This window comes from Mesorhizobium sp. M0293, from assembly GCF_040321735.1.
Taxonomy (GTDB): domain Bacteria; phylum Pseudomonadota; class Alphaproteobacteria; order Rhizobiales; family Rhizobiaceae; genus Mesorhizobium.
Window position 1 is genome coordinate 1 of sequence record NZ_JAMYSA010000067.1, and the last position, 18,156, is coordinate 18,156.

Here is an 18,156-nt window from a genome sequence, read left to right on the forward strand (position 1 = left end):
TCCTCTTCAAAGAGAAGGCACCTAAAGAATCAACCTTTCCACTCAACGCAAGACTTACTCTTACTCATATGCGATTCCCCTGCCCACAAGGGGGAGGGAGACTTCTGTTGGCGCTGACCTAGGCGAATCGCCTGTCTTTTCGGCGCCAAAGAGGAATTAAAGGCACGCGGCAGCGTTCCCTCCCCCTTGTGGGGAGGGTTAGGGTGGGGGTCTTCTTCGCAAGAATCCATATGCGATAGCCCTGCCCTCGTGGGGGAGATCGGCTGTCATTGCGGCCCTCGCCAATGCCATTCAATTCCCCAGCCGCTTCGCAGCGGCTTTTTCATGTCCGGAGAAAAATCATGACCCGACCTGCATGGACGGAGGCCTGACCCATGGCCATCACCCCGCTCGATATCGCCAATATGGCGCTCGCCGTGCTCGACGAGGCCCCGATCGACAGTCTCGACCAGGACGTCAAGGCGGCGCGGCTCTTGAACCTGCATCTCGATCTCACCCGGGAAGCGGAGCTGGCCAAATGTGCCTGGGTGTTCGCGATCCTGCGCGCCACGGTCGCCGGATCGGATACCGGCGGCGATTGTGGCTTGAACTTCGCCTACGAACTGCCGGCTGACTGCCTGCGGCCGCTGCCGCCGACGCAGAATGGCGAACCGGACGGCGTGCCGATCTCCTGGCGGCAGGAGGCTGGCCTGATCTACTGCGACCAGTCCGGCCCGCTGACCATCCGCTACATAGCCAACCTCACCGACCCCAATGACTGGGATGCGCTGTTCACCGAGGTGCTGGTTGCGGCACTTGCCGTCAAGGTCGCGCATCCGCTGACGCACAAGTCGGGCATGATCGACATTGCCCGCTCGGCCTATGACCGGGCGCTGGAGGCGGCGCTGACCGCCAACGCCATCCAGCGCGGCGGCCGGCTCTACACCGCGTCGTGGTCCAGCCAGCGCGGCGACAACAGGATTGCGCGCTGATGACAACGCTCTATCCCGTCCAGGACGTCTTCACCCGCGGCGAAATAAGTCCGCGCCTGCATGCACGCGCGTCGCTCGACTTCTATCGGGCGGCGTTGTCGAAATGCGAGAACTTCGTCACCCTGCCGCATGGCGGCATCCGCAAGCGCGGCGGAACCTATTTTGCCGGCGAGGTGAAGATCTCGGCGAAGAGGACACGGCTGATCCCGTTCATCTTCTCGGCCGATCAGGCCTACGCGCTCGAATTCGGCGACCGCTACATCCGCGTCTATGCCTATGGTGCGCGCGTCGGCACGGTGGAGGTGGCCTCGCCCTATCTCGAGGCGGACTTGTTCGAACTGGCCTATGTCCAGTCTGCCGACCAGATGTGGATCACGCATCGGAACTACCAGCCCAAGGTGTTGACGCGAACCGCGCACACCACGTGGACGCTCGAAGATTTCGAATTTCTCGACGGTCCCTACGATCCGCTCAATGACACAGCAACGACGCTGACGCCATCCGATACCGGGCATCTCACGCCACAGATGACCAGCAATTCCGCTCCATTTGGCACCGCATCCACGGGCAGCGGTAGCGCGTTGGCCTGGCAGATGTTCGACTGCGACAAGACGCAGAATATCGAGGTCGCAACCGGTGGCGACGGCTACATCCGATATCGCAACGCCGACAGTGCGCGGCGTGTGGTCGATGCTTATTGGATCACCACGTCGAAGACAGCGACCGGCAATTATGACTTCTTCACCGCATGGGAATTGCAAGGTTCAAACGACGGTACCAACTGGGTGACGCTGGACACGCGCACTGGGGAACTCGGCTGGGGAAACGGCGAAACCCGATTCTATGATTTCACCAACAAATCAGCGTTCGAATACCATCAGCTGGCGTTCAGTGGTGGCGGTGGCGACGATGCCAACGCCAGCGTCTCCGCTGAACTGGCTATGCATATCGCCGCTTTCGATCAGACGCCGTTCGACCTCACCGCCTCGTCAATCGTCGGCATAAACGACGACAACGGCTTTCAACCCTCGGATGTTGGTCGCACCATTCGCCTTCTCGGTGCCGATGGCATCTGGCGCTGGGCCAAGATCACCAGCCGCACGAGCACCACTGTCGTCAAGATCAGACTGTATGGTCACGCCTTGCCGAACACGAACCCGATCACGCGCTGGCGGCTCGGCACGTTTGTCCCGGGAAAGTATGTCGAGAGCGGCTCGCTTTACGAAGAACGGCTGGCCTTCAGCCGGAAATTCTCCGTCTATGCCTCGGCCACCGGCGACTTCGACAATTTCGCTCTCGGCGAGAAGGACGACGACGCGCTCGAGTTCATCCAGGCCGGCGGCGGCCAGGCCAACGACATCGTCTGGATCGCCGACAGCGACGGCGCGCTTTTGATCGGCACATCCGGCGGCATCCGCGCTCTGTCGGGCTCGGGCATAGACGAGGCGCTGACACCGTCCTCGTTCAAGAACCGGCGCTCGCGCACCTTCGGCTGCGCCCGCATCCGCCCGGTCGATGCCGGCCAGTCGTTCCTCTATGTCACCCGCTCGCGCAAATCGATCGCCGAGCTGACGCAGACGGCGCAAAGCCGGTTTGCGTCGGACGATGTCGGCCAGATCTCAGAGCATATTCCCAAACAGGGCGTGGTAGAGCTGGCCTTCCAGACCGACCCCGACCCGTTGCTGTGGTTCCCGCTCGAGAATGGCGAGCTTGGCGGCTACACTCATCAGCCGAGCCAGGACGTGCGCGGTATGCACCGGCATCGCCTGGGCGGCAGCGTCAGCGGGGCCAACTGGGCGGTCGTCGAAAGCGCTGCGGTGACCCCCGGCCAGAACGGCAATGACGATCTCTGGCTGGTGGTCAAGCGCACGATCGGCGGCGTGACCAGGCGCTACATCGAGATCAAGACGACACCGTTCGAATATGGCGCCATTGCTGAGGCCTTCGAGGTCGATTGCGGCCTGAGCTACACGGGCATTGCGGTCACCACGGTGGGCGGGGCCATCCATCTCGCCGGCCAGTCCGTCGATGTGCTCGCCGACGGCAAGGTCTATCGCGGGCTGACCGTCAGCGGCGGTGGCACTGTGACGCTGCCTGATGGCTCGGCCGCGGCCAAGTGGCAGCTCGGCCTGCCCTATGCCGCGGGCGCCGATACGCTGGAACTCGATGTCGGCGGCCGCGACGGCTCCATCATGGGCCGCCGCAAGAAGGTGGCCAAGGTGATCCTCTCGCTGCTGGAAACCGACACCACGGGGCTCCAGGTGCAGTCCTTCATGCGCGGCCGCTGGGAGCCGGTGCGCATACCCTCGATCGTCGCGCCCAATGGGCGGGCAACGCTATTCACCGGCAATGTCGAGGTGCCGATCGACGACAGCTGGGAAGGGCAAGGCCGGGTGAGGATCCGCCACGTCAATCCGACGCCCTGTACGATCCGCGCATTTACGCCGGTGTTTGACGCCGAGCCGTAGGACGCGCTGTCAACGAAGCTGCTGATCTCCCCCCTCGAGGGGGAGATGTCGCCGAAGGCGACAGAGAGGGCCGGCACGACGGGACGCGACCTCCTAGGTTGAAAAAAGCCAGCGCTTCACGCGAAGCGCCAATCTTCATCTGCCGCAGAAGGTCGCATCCGGTCGAACCGACCCCCTCTGGCCTGCCGGCCATCTCCCCATAACACTCATCCACGAAGGACCCCATCCGTGATCACATCCCCCCATGCCGAGCAACTCGGCAGGGCGCGGACGGCTGCCGAATTCGCTGCCGCCATCGCCTTGCTCGACACCAACCTCAACGACGCGCTCGCCCGCAGACGCGAACTGACTGGGGCCGAAGACCGCGCGGTCTTCGGCGATGGCGATCTGGCCGCGGCGCGTGCAGCCCTCGACGACTGTAACGACCAAATCGTGCTGCTGGAAAAGGCCATCGACGCCGCCGGCACGCGCCGCGTCGATGCCGCCGCCAGCGAAGCCCGTGCCGACATCGCCGCCCTTGGCGACGAGATCAAGGCCAGGGCAGCAACGCTCGGCGAGCGCTGGCGCGACGTCCGCCGGCTGGTCGAGCAGCTGCGCCAGCAACTGTTCGAGGCCGACGCGCTCGCCCGCGCCATCGCCACCGCCAATGGCCTGTTCGACGCCGCCGGCGTAACCGATCTCAAGGTCAACCTGACCACCACCCGCCGCGCCGCCATGGCAGGTCCGCGCGCAGCCCCGCCCGCCCGCCTGAGCCGGCCAGCGCTGCAGGCCGACAGGCTGCTTCTGTCGTTCCTCAGCCCCGGCGGCGCGCTCGACCCGCGCCCGCCGCTCGGCGCGCGGGTCGACAGCGTCAAAAGCAAATTCATTCCCGCAACAGCAAGCAAACCCCTGGGCGAACGAGGCTGAACCATGTGCACACTTGCCCTTATCGGCACGGCTCTTTCTGCCGGCGGTGCGCTGGTCGAAGGCCAGCAGTCGAAGCGGATGGCCGACTATCAGGCCAGGGCCTATGAGCAGCAGGCGCAGGCCGACGCGCAAAGTGCCGCCTTCGACCAGAGCCAGGAGCGCCATAAGCAGGATCTCCTGCAAGGCCAGGCGCGCGCCCAAGCCGGCGCGTCCGGCGTCGGCATGGCAGGCTCGCCGACCGAGGTGCTGGCCGCCAGTGCCAGGCAGGGCCAGCTTGATCTCGACGCGATCCAGTACGGGTCGAAACTGCGCCAGAACAATCTCAATACGCAAGCCGCTATCTCGCGCTTCTCCGGCAAGCAGGCGGTGACGGCGTCGATCTTCAACGCTGGCAACGCACTCGTTGGCGGCCTCTCCAAAATCCAGGACCCGACGAAGGCGCCGGTCTCGGGCGCCATTGCCGGCAAGGTCCCGAAGCGGTCGGTGATCTTCGGCGGTTCGGCCCTCAGGGCCTCGTGGGCGGGGAACAGCTAGATGGCGACGATACCGCTCCAGATAGCGCAGCGCCGGCTCGATACCGGCAACGCGGTGCAATACCCGCAGGGCTCGCCAATCGGTGGCGCCATGCAAGGGCTGGGCGACAAATTCTCAGCCGTCGCCGAACGCTACCAGCAGATGAAAGATCAGCAGGAAGGGTTCGACGCCGAGCTTGCGCGGCGCCGGTTCAACGGCCGGATCGCTCAAGCCGAAGACGAGGTGGCGGCGAACGCGCCGGCCGATGGTGCCGGCATGCACGATGCGATGTATGGCCAGGTCGATCCGCGCACCGGCCAGGTGGTCCAAACAGGCCTTTTCGACACGCTGTTCGACGATGCCCTGGCTGATATGCCCGAGAGCCAACGCGCCAGTTTCGCCGGGCAAAAGGAGGCGATGCGCGCTGTGCGCGCGCGGCCCATGGCACAGCGGCAACAGACGCGGCGCGACGGCTATGAGCTGGCCGAGTGCACCAAGGTCGACAACATCTCCACCAGTTCCATTGCACAAAGCGACCCGAACGACACCGCCAACTTCGAGGCCATTCGGCAGAGCGGCTTTGATCTGATCGCCAAGATCGGCAACCCGATCCTTCGGCAGACAGCCGAGGCCACCTGGCGCGGCAACACGGCCAAGGCGCTGGTCCAGGCGATGATCGCCCAGGACCCGAAGCGGGCGGCGGAGATGCTGGGGGCGGGGCGAACGGCAACACCGGCAAGCTCGGCGGTCAAAGCCGTCAGCAGTTCGGTTGCCGCGACCGGAAAATTCGAGAACTCCAGCGCCCCAATAGACAGGCTGGCGCCCGATGCAGAGACGCTCTCTGGGAATCTCGGACAGCCCGAGAGCAAGGCAACCTGGGCGGCTGGGCCTTGGATTTCCGACCTGTCTCCCGAAGACCTTCAGGATCTTGGCCACAAGGCCCAAGTCGTGATGACGGCGCAACTCTTTGAAGCCCGCACCAATGTCCAACTCGCGCACCAGAATGCACCGGACGCCCTCATGTACACCGGCAACTACTCCGGAAAAAAACCGGACAAGGGAGAGCTTGCCGCGGTCTATGGCGTCGAGGAGGGCGACAAACAATCTCTGGATCTCGAACGGACGTTCCAGGTCGGTCACCAGGCATTCGACATGGTTCGGATGCCGAAAGATGCCATCGAGGCGAGAGTGCTCGCGGCCAGACCCAAGCCAGGCAGTCCGGAGCAGGATCAGGCAGAGTTCGACGTAACGGCCGCCGCTGCCAAGCAGGTTTTGCATGCTCGTGCCGCCGCTCCCGCCGACTTTGTGCGCAAGATCGATCCGACAGCGGACGCGTACTGGAACGCGGTATCGAGCGAGGACAGCTATGATCCGGCTGCCTACCAAAAGGCAATCGTCCGCTCTGTCGCGGTGCAACTGCAGCTTGGAATCAAGCAAGTCCAGCCGCTGCCGCCGTCTGTCGTCAAGTCACTCGTCGATACGTTGAACGATGAGAGCGTGCCGCAACGCGAGCGGGATGCAGTGCTGCGCGATCTGTTCACGGGCACGTCTGATCCGGGTGTTCTGGCGGCCATGGCGCTGCAACTGAGCGACGAGAACCAATCTCGGATTGCGCGGAGCATTGCGAACAACACAGTTCCTGTATCCGCTGAGGAACGTGTCAGCCGAAATCTGGCGGCTTTCGACGCTCTGCCTACGGCTCTGAAGCCGCTTGTAGCGCTCAATGACACCGTCCGTCTGATGGCGGACGGAGCGACATTCGGATATACGGACAAATTCGCCGCCACAATGAATTCCCTGATCTCGGGAAGCAGCTACGAGGACGAACTCGCGGCTGCGCGTGCCGGGACACAAGACGCGCGAGATCGAGCTGGCTCCGCTGGCACAGCGGCAGAGGTGCTGGGCGCGTATCTGAGTGGCGGCGGCCTCGGCAACGCAGGCATCACCCTCACCGGCAGGTTCGGCACAGCCGCCATGGAAGGCTTGTCCGGTCTTCTCGCACGCACAGGTCTGATGGGTGCTGAGGGCGCCGCTTACGGCGCGGTGGAAGCCGCCGGTCACGACCAACCCATCGGCGATGGGGCAACTTCCGGTGCATTGTGGGGTGCCGGAGGCGGTGTTCTCGCGGAAGGCCTTAGCACCATCTTCAGCCAGCTGGCGCAGAGGTTTGGACGAGGCTCCGTTTCTGCCGAGCCGAATGCTTCTCCAGAAGCTGCAGATACTGCGCTAAGTTCGGATACTGCGAATCCTCTGGCTAGCGAGGCAATCCCAGACCCGCTTGCGATGGAGGGCGAGGCTCCCGGTGCCGGCGTCAGCGAAGCCTCCGTTGGCCACGATTTACATCTATACTACATGCCTAAGTGGGACGCCGCGCAACGCGCTGCGGCGGACCTCAAAGTTAAGATATTGACCGAGGCCGACACTGTGGTTAGCCGTGCTGTGCGTTTATTCAGATCAGCTCGTAGAAAGTTCATAGCTGCTGGTAACCACTTGCCCGCAGGCAGCCATGTTGATCACAGAGTTGATTTGCAGCTAGGAGGGGGAGACATACTGGAGAACATGGGCCCACTGGATCCCAGCGTTAACACCAGTCTTGGGTCGCAGATAAGACAGCAAACCAAGCTTCTGCCATATGGAACTAAAATCAACAAGGTAACGATTGGAGATCGCGATGTTCGAGACATTCCAACAAAACTTCCCGGTGGATAGCAGGGTGCCGGCCGATGCGGGCGACTTTTCGCTGGATACGAAGGTGCCGGGATTGAAAGAGTTGCTAACGAGTTTCGGAGGCGGGTCGTTCAAACACGGCTTGTATAGGATTGTCCGCGCACAGGACGTGGCGCGCTGGAACGCGAGGGTCAGCCTGGGCTTTCCCGAGTTCGCTGGGCGGATCACTTGCTTTGGCTATGATTGGCAGGGCACGGCGTTTGCTGTCGATACCGGACGGTTGGAGCAAGGCGAGCCCGGTGTCGTGATGTTTGAACCCGACACGGGCGAGGCTCTGCAGATACCGTGCAATGTCCGAACCTTCCACGATATTGAACTTATCGAAGACGAGGACGCCATATTGGCGTCCGATGGGTACGCAATGTGGCGGGAAGCCGGCGGTGCCCAGCCGGCGTATGCTCAATGCATAGGCAGTAAGAAACCGCTTTTTCTTGGAGGCGAGGAGACGATCGAGAATCTGGAGTTGTCGGACCTTGATGTCTATTGGCACATCATGGGCCAAATCATTGCGAAAGTAAAAGGCCTACCACCTGGAACACCAGTGCGCATATCACCTTAAGCTGGATGGGCAGGTGCATGGCCATCTATTCAGCCCGATAGGTGAGCGATGCGATATTTTCATCTCGGTCCTGAGGCGGCTGGCGAGCTTGCAATTACGGTGCAATTACGGTGACAGTCCACTTTTTACCGGTCACATCCATGTGACTGGGGTTAACCTCCGGACGCGCCCACGCGGCAAAATCGAACCCTTTTTCACAGCCTCGCTTTCGCGGGGCTTTTTTCATGGAGCAAGCCCAATGGCCCGTCCTGCTACTGCCGCCGTTCGCCTGTTGACCGGCGAGCGCGAACCCGTGCGCCTGGCGACGACCGTGAACCTGGAAACGATCGTCATCGACGGTGTTGCCTGGATCCAGGGCCTCAAGGTCATCGACGGCATCCAGACCGCGACCGGCGACCGGGTGCTGGTCAAGGACCAGGCCGACGCCAGGCTGAACGGCATCTATACGGCTTCGGAAGGCTACTGGTACCGCGCCGCCGATGCACGAGCGGGTCGCACCATGCAGAAGGGGACGACTGTGCATGTCCAGGAGGGGGCGGTTTCATCTGATTTCGTCTTTGCCTTCCAGACGCTGAACCCGGTCGTTGGAACCAGCAGCATCGTCCTCAGCTTCTATCAGTCCGATGACATCGTCGGCGATATTCGGGACGCCACTCAGGGCATCATCGACCAGGCCCAGGCAGCGGCCAATGTCGCGGCCGAAGTCATGACCACGGTAATTGACCCGCAATTCGCCACGCTCGCGGCCGCCCAGGCGTTTTCCCCGCCGATCGCGCCGACCTACATCCGCACCGCGTTCTACGACAGCCATCAGGTGGCAGGCAGTGGCGCCGTGTATCGCAAGAACGGGACCTCGGCAGGGGATCTGGTGATCACTTTGAGCAATGGGGTGACGCTAGTGGGGTATAGTCTAGCCTCGATCCCGGTGACGGCCTCCATGCTCGGCGCGCGCGCTGGCGTGAATGCGACGGCAGCCATCGATGCGCTGCTGACTGGCAACTATCCGCACGTCCTGATCGACGGTTCCTACCAAACCGACGGCAATCACGTGATCTCGACCGGGAAGAAGCGCGTTGAATGCCTCGGCGGTTCGGTCCTAACCCTTCGCGCGCCAAGTGGCACGGTAACAGGCCATTACCCTGTGATCGACATCGCCGCTGACGATGTGCAGATCGATGGCGACCTAACAATCGATGGCGGTTCACATGCCGGCTATCAAGCCTCTATTGGCATCCGCGCTGGCCTGTCGACCGGTGCGCGCCGGAAGCGACCGACAATCCGTGGCGTCAAGGTCCGCAATCTTGGACTTGCCGGCGTAATGGCGCTATGCGTCGACAGCCCGACGATCGAGGACATCGACGGCTACAACATCATCGCGCCGGCCGGAACGGAGTTCGGCGATGCGGTCTACGTCGCAGCGTGCCGCAAGCCGATCGTGCGCAACATCCGCTCGACTAAGTGTAAACGTGATGGTGTCGTGCTGACCTACACTGGCAACCTCAATACGACTGACATGCTGGTTGATGGCGTGTTCGCCGAAGGGCACCTTGACAGTCCTTCGGCTGGCGTGTGGGTGGAGATGACGGGCGCCCGAGACCCCCGTGGCATCATCACGAATATCATCGCGAACGACTGTCTGGAGGGGGTCGCCCTCACGGACGCGAACAGTGAAATCGTGTTGTCGAACGTCAAGTTGATTGGCAATCGGCTCCAGGGCAGTTCAGCCGGCAACGTGTTCGGGGTGCAAATCCAATCAGGACGGCTAGACAACTGGTATATTGATCGATTCAACACGGCCCTCCAACTAGAGCCCAATGGTGAATATCAGTTTGCCCTAAGCTCACAGGTGGGCTCGTTCACCACAGGCGAGACGGTCACGGGTGGCACCTCCGTGTCTTCGGGCACCCTTCGGTTCCAGCACGTGGAAATCGTTGTCACTGGCTCAACGCTCGACTACGAGCTTGGCGAGACGGTCACGGGTGGCACCTCGGGCGCGACGGGTACGGTGGTTGACTTTTTCGCCAATGTGCTCCGGGTCCTGTCAATAAGTGGCATTTTCCTGTCCGCCGAGACGGTCACGGGTGGCACTTCGGGAACCGCAAAGACCGCAAGCTCCGTCACGAGGCGTATCTATGTGCGCAACACCGCGGGCATCTTCACGGCCGGCGAGACGGTCACGGGTGGTACCTCGGGGGCAACCGCTGTGATCGCTGCGCCCTACCAGACACAGCTTGCCATTGGCCCTGGCACCCTGATGAATTGCCCCACGGATGCCATCGTAGTTGCCAATGTGGTCACACCGGCAAGTGTCAGCCTTACGGGCATCAGAGGAAACACGCAATCACACGGTCTTAGGTTCAACCTGTCTGTCGGCCAGCGGATGCGCAAGGTAAGTGTACGTGATGTGGCGTTGAAGAACTCCACATCGGTTGGCATCATGTTCCGCGTCACGACGGGCGGCATGATTGACGAGATGTTTGTCGATGGCTTGGACATGTCGGAGTGGGTTGGGGACGGCAATGGCAGTTCCATCACGGCCGGCATCGTGACGCGCTTTATCGGCGGCGACAACCCAGGCCTTCAAGGATCGACGGGCTTGCCGATCAACCTTGCGGTCAACACTACGCTGACCGGGTTACACAATCGTGCCATCTGCCACAACAACGGAGCAGGCGCAGCGCGGACGCACACGCTGCCACCGGCAGCGCCAGGCCTACGGATCGGCTTCGCGGGTGTACACTCGACCCATGTCATGAATCTCGATCCCAGTGGCACGGATACAATCAAGGGCGGCGGCGCAGGAAAATATCTCATCCTCGATCCCGGCGAGCGGGTAGTCTTGGAGGCCTATTCGGCGGGATTGTGGGTTGTTAGTTCGGCGATCGGTTGGGCAGGCGATTTCGAGCCGTAGACCCTGTCGTTGTGTTTGCCGAATCGGCTAAATTGCTTTTTCAATCCGGGTGGCTGAACGAGAGATATGATCTTCGTTCTATGGGCGATGGTGCTTGCTAGCACCGGTATACTTCTGACGCGTCACAACCAGGTGTCGGTCGTGGCAATCGGATACATCGGCCTGCTTGCGTATTCGGTCCCTGCGTTGATCGGTTACACTCGCCCTGTTAGCGCGAGAGGGCTTGAGCCGTATCTCGATCCGGCATCATCGGGGGCCATCCTCGTGATGGCGGCGGCATGGCTTGGGTTCGGCTTGTCGCTTCTGGTCGTGCCCAGATCGTCCGGCATGGCTGAGCCCGTGCGATATCAGCTGCATCCGATGCGCATCACGTGGTTCATCAGGTTCGCGTTGATTATCTCCATGCTATGTTACGCATGGATGGCCAACAGGGCAGGGCTGCAATGGTTCGCAATGGAGCGTGCGGACATCTACGGCGTTGTCGGCGGCCTGATTTCCGTCGTGTGGCGTTGGGTCAGCGGTATTGGCCTTCTGGCGTCCATCTATTTCGACAGGCTTTGGGGGCGAGGTGCGCGGGTCACACAAAGCATCTTCCTGCTGATGGTGGTGCTCAATGCCATTGCCGGTGATCGAACCGTACCTGTCATTCTGGCAATGGCGTTCGCTGTCGTTTCGATGTGGGAATGGCCTATCACGAGGGCTGCACTCAACTGGAGGATGTGGTGCATAGGGCTTGCAACGCTCGCCATCGTCTTCTTCATGAAGCCATTCTATCTGGCCTATAAGCGGGACATAACCATAGGAATAATGCTGACGGGCGGATCGGACCCGATGGCTTTGATCGCGTCCTGGGAAGCTTTTGGCACACACGAAAATATAGAGGGCCTGATCAGAACAAACACGACCTATCCGTGGTGGAATATGGTTCGCGATACCTTGGCGCAGCTGCTCGTTCAGCCGTCGGCTTTCGGTTTCGACAGCACTGGGTTCAACACTGTGCTTCAGACGCAGATTTTCTCTCAGGCCAGCTATGGCTTGGCGGGTACTTTCTGGGGGCAAGCGTGGGCAACGGGCGGCATTCCGGTCGTGATCGTGTTCGGGCTTCTCTACGGGCTGGCGCTCGCGGCGCTGCATCGCGCCTCGCTGCAAAGCAAGGGCACATGGTTCTTCTTCTGGATCGTCGTTGGCAGCGTGATCGGCGTCTACGCGCACCGCAACAGTCTGGAAAACGTACTGGCCCAGGCACGTCAGCCTTTCGTCGGGTTCTTGGCAATTCAAACGTCGGTCTGGCTGCTGCTCTTGGGGCGCTTTCACGGCAGCGTTCGGGGTCGACCCATGGCCTGACCACGCAATTGATGCAAAGACCGAGGCGCGGCGTGGCTCATCGGTGTTTCATGCCCCGCGCATAGGCCCTTGTGTCTGATGCCACCCGCGGCGAGGCAAACCAGTCCGGCCAACCACAACCCGAAAGTGAACAACTGCCCGGAAGGGCGGAAAGGGAACCTCATGGACCGCAACTTCGCGCGGGCGCTTGCGCTCGTTTTGAAATCTGAAGGGCTCTGGTCGGACAATCCGGCTGATCCGGGCGGCGCCACCATGAAGGGTGTGACACTTGCCAATTTCCGCCGCTACGTGAAGGCCGATGCGACAAAGGCGGATTTGCGCAGGATCAGCGATGATCAGGTGGCGACGGTCCTTCGTCGGTTCTATTGGGACACCGTGCTCGGCGCCGAACTGCCCGATGGTGTCGACCATGCCGTGTTCGATTTCGCGGTGAACAGCGGGCCTGGCCGAGCGGCGAAATATTTGCAGGCGGCCGTGGGCGTTGTCCAAGATGGCCGGATCGGGCCGGCTACCCTTGCAGCAGTCAAGGCAAGGCCGGCCGGCGTCGTCATCGATGCGCTTTGCGATGCGCGGCTGGCGTTTCTCAAACGGCTGCCGACGTGGGCGACATTCGGGCGCGGCTGGTCCGATCGCGTCAGGTCGGTACGGGTTCAGGCCTTGCTGATGTCGGCGCAACGACCGGCGGCACCGGTGGCCCTGCCGTCTGTCCCACAGCCGTCCAAGGTCGAAACGTCCGCTAGTGAGGCGCCGACGGTCCAGACCGTGCCGCCAGCGCCGCCATCCGGCGGCAAGACGGCTGCAGCGGCCGGCATCCTCGTCCTCTTTGCCGGAGCGCTCGCAGCCTTCTGGCATCACGTCACCGGTTTTTTCGGGAGCCTCTTTTGATGACATGGTTCAACACCAACACGCTGCACAATCTTCTCAACACGCTGATCGCCATCATCTGCGGCGGCGCGCTCGCCGGTTTCGACTGGACGATGTTCGGCGTCACCGATCGCACCGCGCTTCAGATCAGCGGCATACTTGCCCTTGCGAAGATCATCATCAACGCGGTGCGTGACGGACCGCGCGGCATGGTCGCGCCGCCAGCCAAGGAGACATGAAATGGGAACGCTAGTACTGCTTGGCCAGGTCTGGCCGTATCTCCTTGCAACGGGTGCCGCACTCGCCGGTCTCTGGACGGCCTACGCCAGGGGCAAGGCAAGTCAGAAGGCCAGGCAGGATGCCGCCGACGCAGCGGCGCGCACCGAAGCCCAGAAGATCGACGACGCCGTCGCCGGGCGGACGCCGGACGACAATCGGGGGAGGCTCGGCAGATGGTCAAAATCGTAGCGCTCTCACTCCTGTTGGCCGGCTGCACCACATCAGGTGGATCGTTCTGCGCGGCCGGGCATCCCATCCGGCCTGCAAAGGCAGAGGTGGCGACCCTTTCCGATGCGTCGGTGGCGGCGATCCTGGCTCACAACGAAAAGGGCCAGACGCTTTGTGGGTGGAGGCCGTGATGCACGATCTTTTCGACCTGCTCGGCGTCAAGGGACCGGTTGTCGCCGCCGGTCTTGCCGGTGGCGTTCTGCGTGCGCTGTCGCGGCACCGCTACAAGCTACGCGAAATGGTGGCCTCGCCGATCTGCGGTGCGCTTGCCGCAGCTTATCTGACGCTGCCGGCGGTGTCCTATGCCAGGATCACCGGCCTGCCGATGCCCGATCCCGCCGACGACACCACCACGCTGGCGGCGGCCTTCCTGATCGGCGTCTGTGCCATGTGGATCTCGGACGTCCTGTTCGAGTTTGTGGTGCGGAGATTCAGGCAGGCGCCAGAGGAGTAGTGGCTGGCTCCGGCTGGTATTGTCTGTTGGCGACTGCAACAGAATTCGAGACACATAAAATCGCGCTGAAAAGCCGCCGGACGCGGCATAGTCCTCATTTTTTTGCCCGCCTCGGCTCACGCCGAGGCGGGCTATTTTGCGTTTCGGCGATGCAGCGAAGATTCGGCCTGGCAAGCCTCAAGCCAGGATGTTGACCGCCCGTGCCGCGACCAGCGCGATGGTCAGCAGCGAGATCATGGCCTCGGCCATCATTAGCAGCTTGGCGCGTTGGGAGAGTGGCAAGGTGTCGGTGGGTGAAAACGCTGTCGCATTGGTGAAGGCGAGGAAGAAATAGTCGACGAAGCCGGGCAGCCAATCGCGAAGCTCACGGTCGTTCAGCGTCATCTGCGCGAACAGGAAATCGGCCTGCGCCAGCTTAACGAGGCCGCAGGTCGGCGGGCCGCCGCGGTCGGTGCTCCAGAACCACAAAGCAAAGACGATGACGTTGGTGACCCAGATGTTGAGCGCGTCGATCAGCAGTGTCGTGCCGCTGTTGCCGGCATGACCCTCCAGCAAGGCACGCACCAGCAAGACCAGCGAACCGCAATTCATGACGCTGATGAGGGCGGTCATGGTCAGGGCGGTTCTGCGGATGATGACGCGAAACTGGCCGATCGCGTGCCACTCGTGATCCTCGACCGCCTTTCGGGTGGCGGCCTGTGTCCAGGCGGTGGCCACCGACAAGGGCAGCAGCAAGGCGGCCTCCAGCGCCGGGGCCAGCCAGCGCGGCCCGAATGAGAGGTTGTTGATGACCAGAAGCTGCAGGCAGATGATGACGAGAACGGCCGCGCGCGCCATCCAGAAGTCGAGCGCACGGTAGTGGATGACGGCATGGTGGTGGCGCATTAGGATCCGGATTTTTCAGGCAGGGGTCAGACGTGCAGCGCAATCGTGCCTAGCGAGAGGAGCGCCGATACTCCTGCCCGATTTTGGTGCTGCAATGGCACATAGCTATACTTTTTCGTAAGCTTCGACGTTTGGGCTGTTCGTTAAACTAGACTATGTGATTTAAGCGTCGCATGGCGGGGATAGATGGATCCATGGACAACTGGGTGCCGGCGGGATTGCCTGCCGCCGGCGTCGATTCCCCATCGGTTTTGTCCAGCCTAATCCGTCATCCCTGGCATTTTCTGGCGATTTTGTGCCTGATGCAGATATTCTGCTGGACCGTGGCGCCGGCGCTTGTCAACGTCGCACCGCCCAACGATGTCGTCGAAGGCTTCATGTGGGGCCGCGAATGGGTGCTGTTGACCTACAAGCACCCACAGCTTCCCGGCTGGCTGCTCGAGACCAGCCATCTTCTGACCGGATCGTTCCGCTGGCCGCAATATTTCGTGGCCCAGCTGACGATCTCGGCGACTTTCGTCCTGGTCTATCTGCTGGCCCGTGACCTGCTAGGGCAGAGGCGCGCGCTGGCCGCCGTGCTATTGATGCCGTCGCTCTATTTCTTCGGCTGGCCGACCCCGCAGTTCAATCATGACTACGCGCAGATGCCCTTCTGGGCCGCCATCTGCTGGCTGCTGTGGCGTGCCAGCCGTGGTGGTGGGCCGGGCTGGTGGCTGGCGCTCGGACTGGTGTCGGGCGTCGGGCTCTATGCCAAGTTTTCCACCGGTCTGCTGTTGTTGTTCGGGGCGATCTGGCTGTTGTCGGATACTCGGGCACGCAGCCGGCTCGCCACGCCCTGGCCATGGCTTGGGCTTGTGGTTTTCATCGCTGTCGCTGCGCCACTGGCCGTCGAACTCTATCGCGTCGATTTCCTGCCGATCACCTATGCCGCATGGCGCGATCAGTGGGTGCTGGCCCATCGCTCCCGCTTTTATTATATCGGCGTCCAGATGGCCGGGCTCTGCGGTTTTATTCTGGTGCTGGCGATATCAGGGCTGCTGCGGCGCTCGCCCCCGCCGCAAGAGCCCGTCGGGCGCGGCATCCTTGTCTATCTCTTGTGGATGGGGCTTGGCCCGGCGCTCCTCATCATGGTGGCGTCCCTGTTCACCGGCGCCGGCGAGGCCTGGGGCGCGCCGATGTACAATCTTGCTGGCGTTGTGGCGCTCGCCTTGCTGGGCCACCGCCTCGGCACCGTCGAGATGCGAAAGCTGGCGATCTGCGCGTTCGTCTGCATTATCGGCATATCTGGTGCTTATGCCGGGATCCGCTGGACAAAATGCAATTTGCGTGGACGCATGGACGCCGTCTGCTGGCCGGCGCAGAAGATATCGGACGAGGCCGAGACCGTCTGGCACGCGGCCGCATCCGGTCGGCTCGACACCGTCGGCGGCCATACCCTTATCGCGTTGCTGGCGGGCCTCAATGCCTATGACAAGCCGTCGATCTTCACCGACCTGAATATGCAGTACGCCCCCTGGATCACCAAGGAGCGGCTGCGCGACCACGGCATACTGCTGGTCTGGCCTGGGCGCGACGTGCCACCCTATCTGCAGGCGTGGCTGGGTAACGTCCCGGTCAAAACCGTTCTTTTCGACTGGTCGCTCAGGGCGCCGCCGGTGGCGGTCAGCTTTGCCGCCGTTCCGCCCGGTGCGCCGCAGTTGCCGGGTGTGATCGACAGCCTCGCGCGACCGAGCAACTGAAGCAGATCAGCTGGTCCGCTGGACGAAGAAGGTGACAATGCCCATTTATGGGGAGACCAACTTGCTTTTGCGCAATTCTCAAGGGAAAGCGCTATGCGCTTTTCCCGGGAAACCCCTACATTTTCCCGGAATTGCTTTTGAGGAGACGTGATATGGCGACTTCGACCGAACGCGCAGTCCTTGCCGGCGGCTGCTTCTGGGGTATGCAGGATTTGATACGGCGTTACCCCGGCGTCATCTCCACCCGTGTCGGCTACAGCGGCGGCGACGTGGCCAACGCCACCTATCGCAACCATGGCAGCCATGCCGAAGCCATCGAGATCAATTTCGATCCGGCCATCATAAGCTATCGCACGCTGCTGGAGCGCTTTTTCCAGATCCACGATCCGACGACCCGCGACCGGCAGGGCAACGATGTCGGGATGAGCTATCGCTCGGCGATCTACTACACCAGCGACGAACAAAAGCGCATCGCCGAGGACACCATCGCCGATGTCGAGGCCTCGGGTCTGTGGCCGGGCAAAGTCGTCACCGAAGTCGCGCCCGTCGGTCCCTTCTGGGAAGCCGAGCCTGAGCATCAGGACTATCTGGAGAAATACCCCAACGGCTACACCTGCCACTTCGTCAGGCCGGGCTGGAAGCTGCCGGTTCGCGAAAAGGCTGTTTCGTAAACTTCACAACAGGCGGTTCTGCCATGCATTGCCGCTCGACAAGGTCGTCGAGCGGCTTCATCGCATCCCAAACCCCTTTCAGTCAGTCAGTGCGCCTGGTCGCTTCGGTGAAGCCGTCGAGCCTTCCACCGATGTCCGAAAGTGCCCATGATATTGGCGTTGTCGAGGAGTGCCCGATTGTGCTGACGCCCAAAAGAAGCCGCAGAGCATACGCTCGCGGCTTCCTCGGTTGCCAGCAATGGCCTACTTACCGCAATGGTTGTCATTGACCGTCGGCACAGAGGTGCCCGGCGAGGTGTGGGTGGCGTCAGGCTGCGCGCCCTGCGGGCCGGCCGGGCAATTTCGATCTGCGTTCGAATTCATGTCGCCGGTCGTGCTGTTGGTTATGCCGAGGTCGACAGTACCGGGGCTGACCGTATTCGGCGAGGCCGGGGTGTTCGGCTCCACAGTCACCGACTTCCCGCTGCCGACGCCATCGCCATTTGCGTTATTGCTACCGGCACTTTGCGCCATGGCTGATGTGGCCAGACCAATCGTGAGAGCCGAAGCTGCGAGGATTTTCATGAACATGGTTTGTCTCCATTTCTGTGAACTCGTCGCTTGTTTCTACGAAGGTGATCGCATTTGCGACTGTGGG

At 62.0% G+C, this 18,156-nt stretch carries 16 protein-coding genes; 14 read left to right on the forward strand and 2 right to left on the reverse strand.

All coding sequences use genetic code 11. The features are described 5' to 3' along the window. Positions 1-374: 374 nt before the first annotated feature. The 12 genes from NKJ06_RS22920 (at position 375) to NKJ06_RS22975 (ending at position 14,224) form a co-directional block, all read left to right on the forward strand. Complete coding sequence (locus NKJ06_RS22920) at positions 375-971, forward strand: phage connector family protein (RefSeq protein WP_352810709.1); 597 nt, start codon at positions 375-377, stop codon at positions 969-971. Continuing rightward, positions 971-3,439, forward strand: coding sequence for a phage tail protein (locus NKJ06_RS22925; protein WP_352810710.1), 2,469 nt, complete (start codon positions 971-973; stop codon positions 3,437-3,439). Before NKJ06_RS22920 ends, NKJ06_RS22925 begins: the two co-directional genes overlap by 1 nt. A gap of 228 nt (positions 3,440-3,667) precedes the next feature. Next, complete coding sequence (locus NKJ06_RS22930; RefSeq protein ID WP_352810712.1) at positions 3,668-4,345, forward strand: hypothetical protein; 678 nt, start codon at positions 3,668-3,670, stop codon at positions 4,343-4,345. Between the two features lie 3 nt (positions 4,346-4,348). After that, complete coding sequence (locus tag NKJ06_RS22935) at positions 4,349-4,879, forward strand: hypothetical protein (protein WP_352810714.1); 531 nt, start codon at positions 4,349-4,351, stop codon at positions 4,877-4,879. Beyond that, on the forward strand, positions 4,880-7,567 hold the full coding sequence (locus NKJ06_RS22940; protein ID WP_352810716.1) for a hypothetical protein: 2,688 nt from the start codon (positions 4,880-4,882) through the stop codon (positions 7,565-7,567). Next, positions 7,530-8,144: a T6SS immunity protein Tdi1 domain-containing protein gene (locus NKJ06_RS22945; protein WP_352810717.1), complete on the forward strand. Its 615-nt coding sequence runs from the start codon at positions 7,530-7,532 to the stop codon at positions 8,142-8,144. Before NKJ06_RS22940 ends, NKJ06_RS22945 begins: the two co-directional genes overlap by 38 nt. Positions 8,145-8,382: 238 nt before the next feature. Continuing rightward, positions 8,383-11,055 (forward strand): right-handed parallel beta-helix repeat-containing protein, encoded by a 2,673-nt coding sequence (locus tag NKJ06_RS22950; protein ID WP_352810719.1) that lies wholly within the window; start codon positions 8,383-8,385, stop codon positions 11,053-11,055. 66 nt (positions 11,056-11,121) lie between these two features. Continuing rightward, positions 11,122-12,399: a hypothetical protein gene (locus tag NKJ06_RS22955; protein ID WP_352810721.1), complete on the forward strand. Its 1,278-nt coding sequence runs from the start codon at positions 11,122-11,124 to the stop codon at positions 12,397-12,399. A 162-nt stretch (positions 12,400-12,561) separates the two neighbouring features. Next, positions 12,562-13,284: a glycoside hydrolase family 108 protein gene (locus NKJ06_RS22960; protein WP_352810723.1), complete on the forward strand. Its 723-nt coding sequence runs from the start codon at positions 12,562-12,564 to the stop codon at positions 13,282-13,284. Then, positions 13,284-13,502, forward strand: coding sequence for a hypothetical protein (locus NKJ06_RS22965; protein ID WP_352810725.1), 219 nt, complete (start codon positions 13,284-13,286; stop codon positions 13,500-13,502). Before NKJ06_RS22960 ends, NKJ06_RS22965 begins: the two co-directional genes overlap by 1 nt. A 1-nt stretch (position 13,503) precedes the next feature. Continuing rightward, on the forward strand, positions 13,504-13,731 hold the full coding sequence (locus NKJ06_RS22970) for a hypothetical protein (protein WP_352658954.1): 228 nt from the start codon (positions 13,504-13,506) through the stop codon (positions 13,729-13,731). Positions 13,732-13,900: 169 nt separating this feature from the next. Continuing rightward, positions 13,901-14,224 carry a hypothetical protein gene (locus NKJ06_RS22975; protein ID WP_352810726.1) on the forward strand — a complete coding sequence of 108 codons (324 nt, stop codon included), beginning with the start codon at positions 13,901-13,903 and terminating at the stop codon, positions 14,222-14,224. 177 nt (positions 14,225-14,401) lie between these two features. Here NKJ06_RS22975 and NKJ06_RS22980 read toward each other — a convergent pair whose 3' ends face one another. Beyond that, positions 14,402-15,109, reverse strand: a complete 708-nt coding sequence (locus tag NKJ06_RS22980; protein WP_352634432.1) for a hypothetical protein — start codon at positions 15,107-15,109, stop codon at positions 14,402-14,404. A 194-nt stretch (positions 15,110-15,303) separates the two neighbouring features. Between NKJ06_RS22980 and NKJ06_RS22985 the strand changes: the two genes are divergently transcribed. Both NKJ06_RS22985 and msrA read left to right on the forward strand, forming a co-directional pair. Further along, positions 15,304-16,848 (forward strand): glycosyltransferase family 39 protein, encoded by a 1,545-nt coding sequence (locus NKJ06_RS22985; RefSeq protein WP_352634430.1) that lies wholly within the window; start codon positions 15,304-15,306, stop codon positions 16,846-16,848. Positions 16,849-17,000: 152 nt separating this feature from the next. After that, positions 17,001-17,519: a peptide-methionine (S)-S-oxide reductase MsrA gene (msrA, locus tag NKJ06_RS22990; RefSeq protein WP_352634428.1), complete on the forward strand. Its 519-nt coding sequence runs from the start codon at positions 17,001-17,003 to the stop codon at positions 17,517-17,519. A gap of 243 nt (positions 17,520-17,762) precedes the next feature. Here the strand turns inward: msrA and NKJ06_RS22995 are convergent, their stop codons facing one another. Then, positions 17,763-18,089, reverse strand: coding sequence for a hypothetical protein (locus NKJ06_RS22995; protein WP_352634426.1), 327 nt, complete (start codon positions 18,087-18,089; stop codon positions 17,763-17,765). Positions 18,090-18,156: the final 67 nt, after the last annotated feature.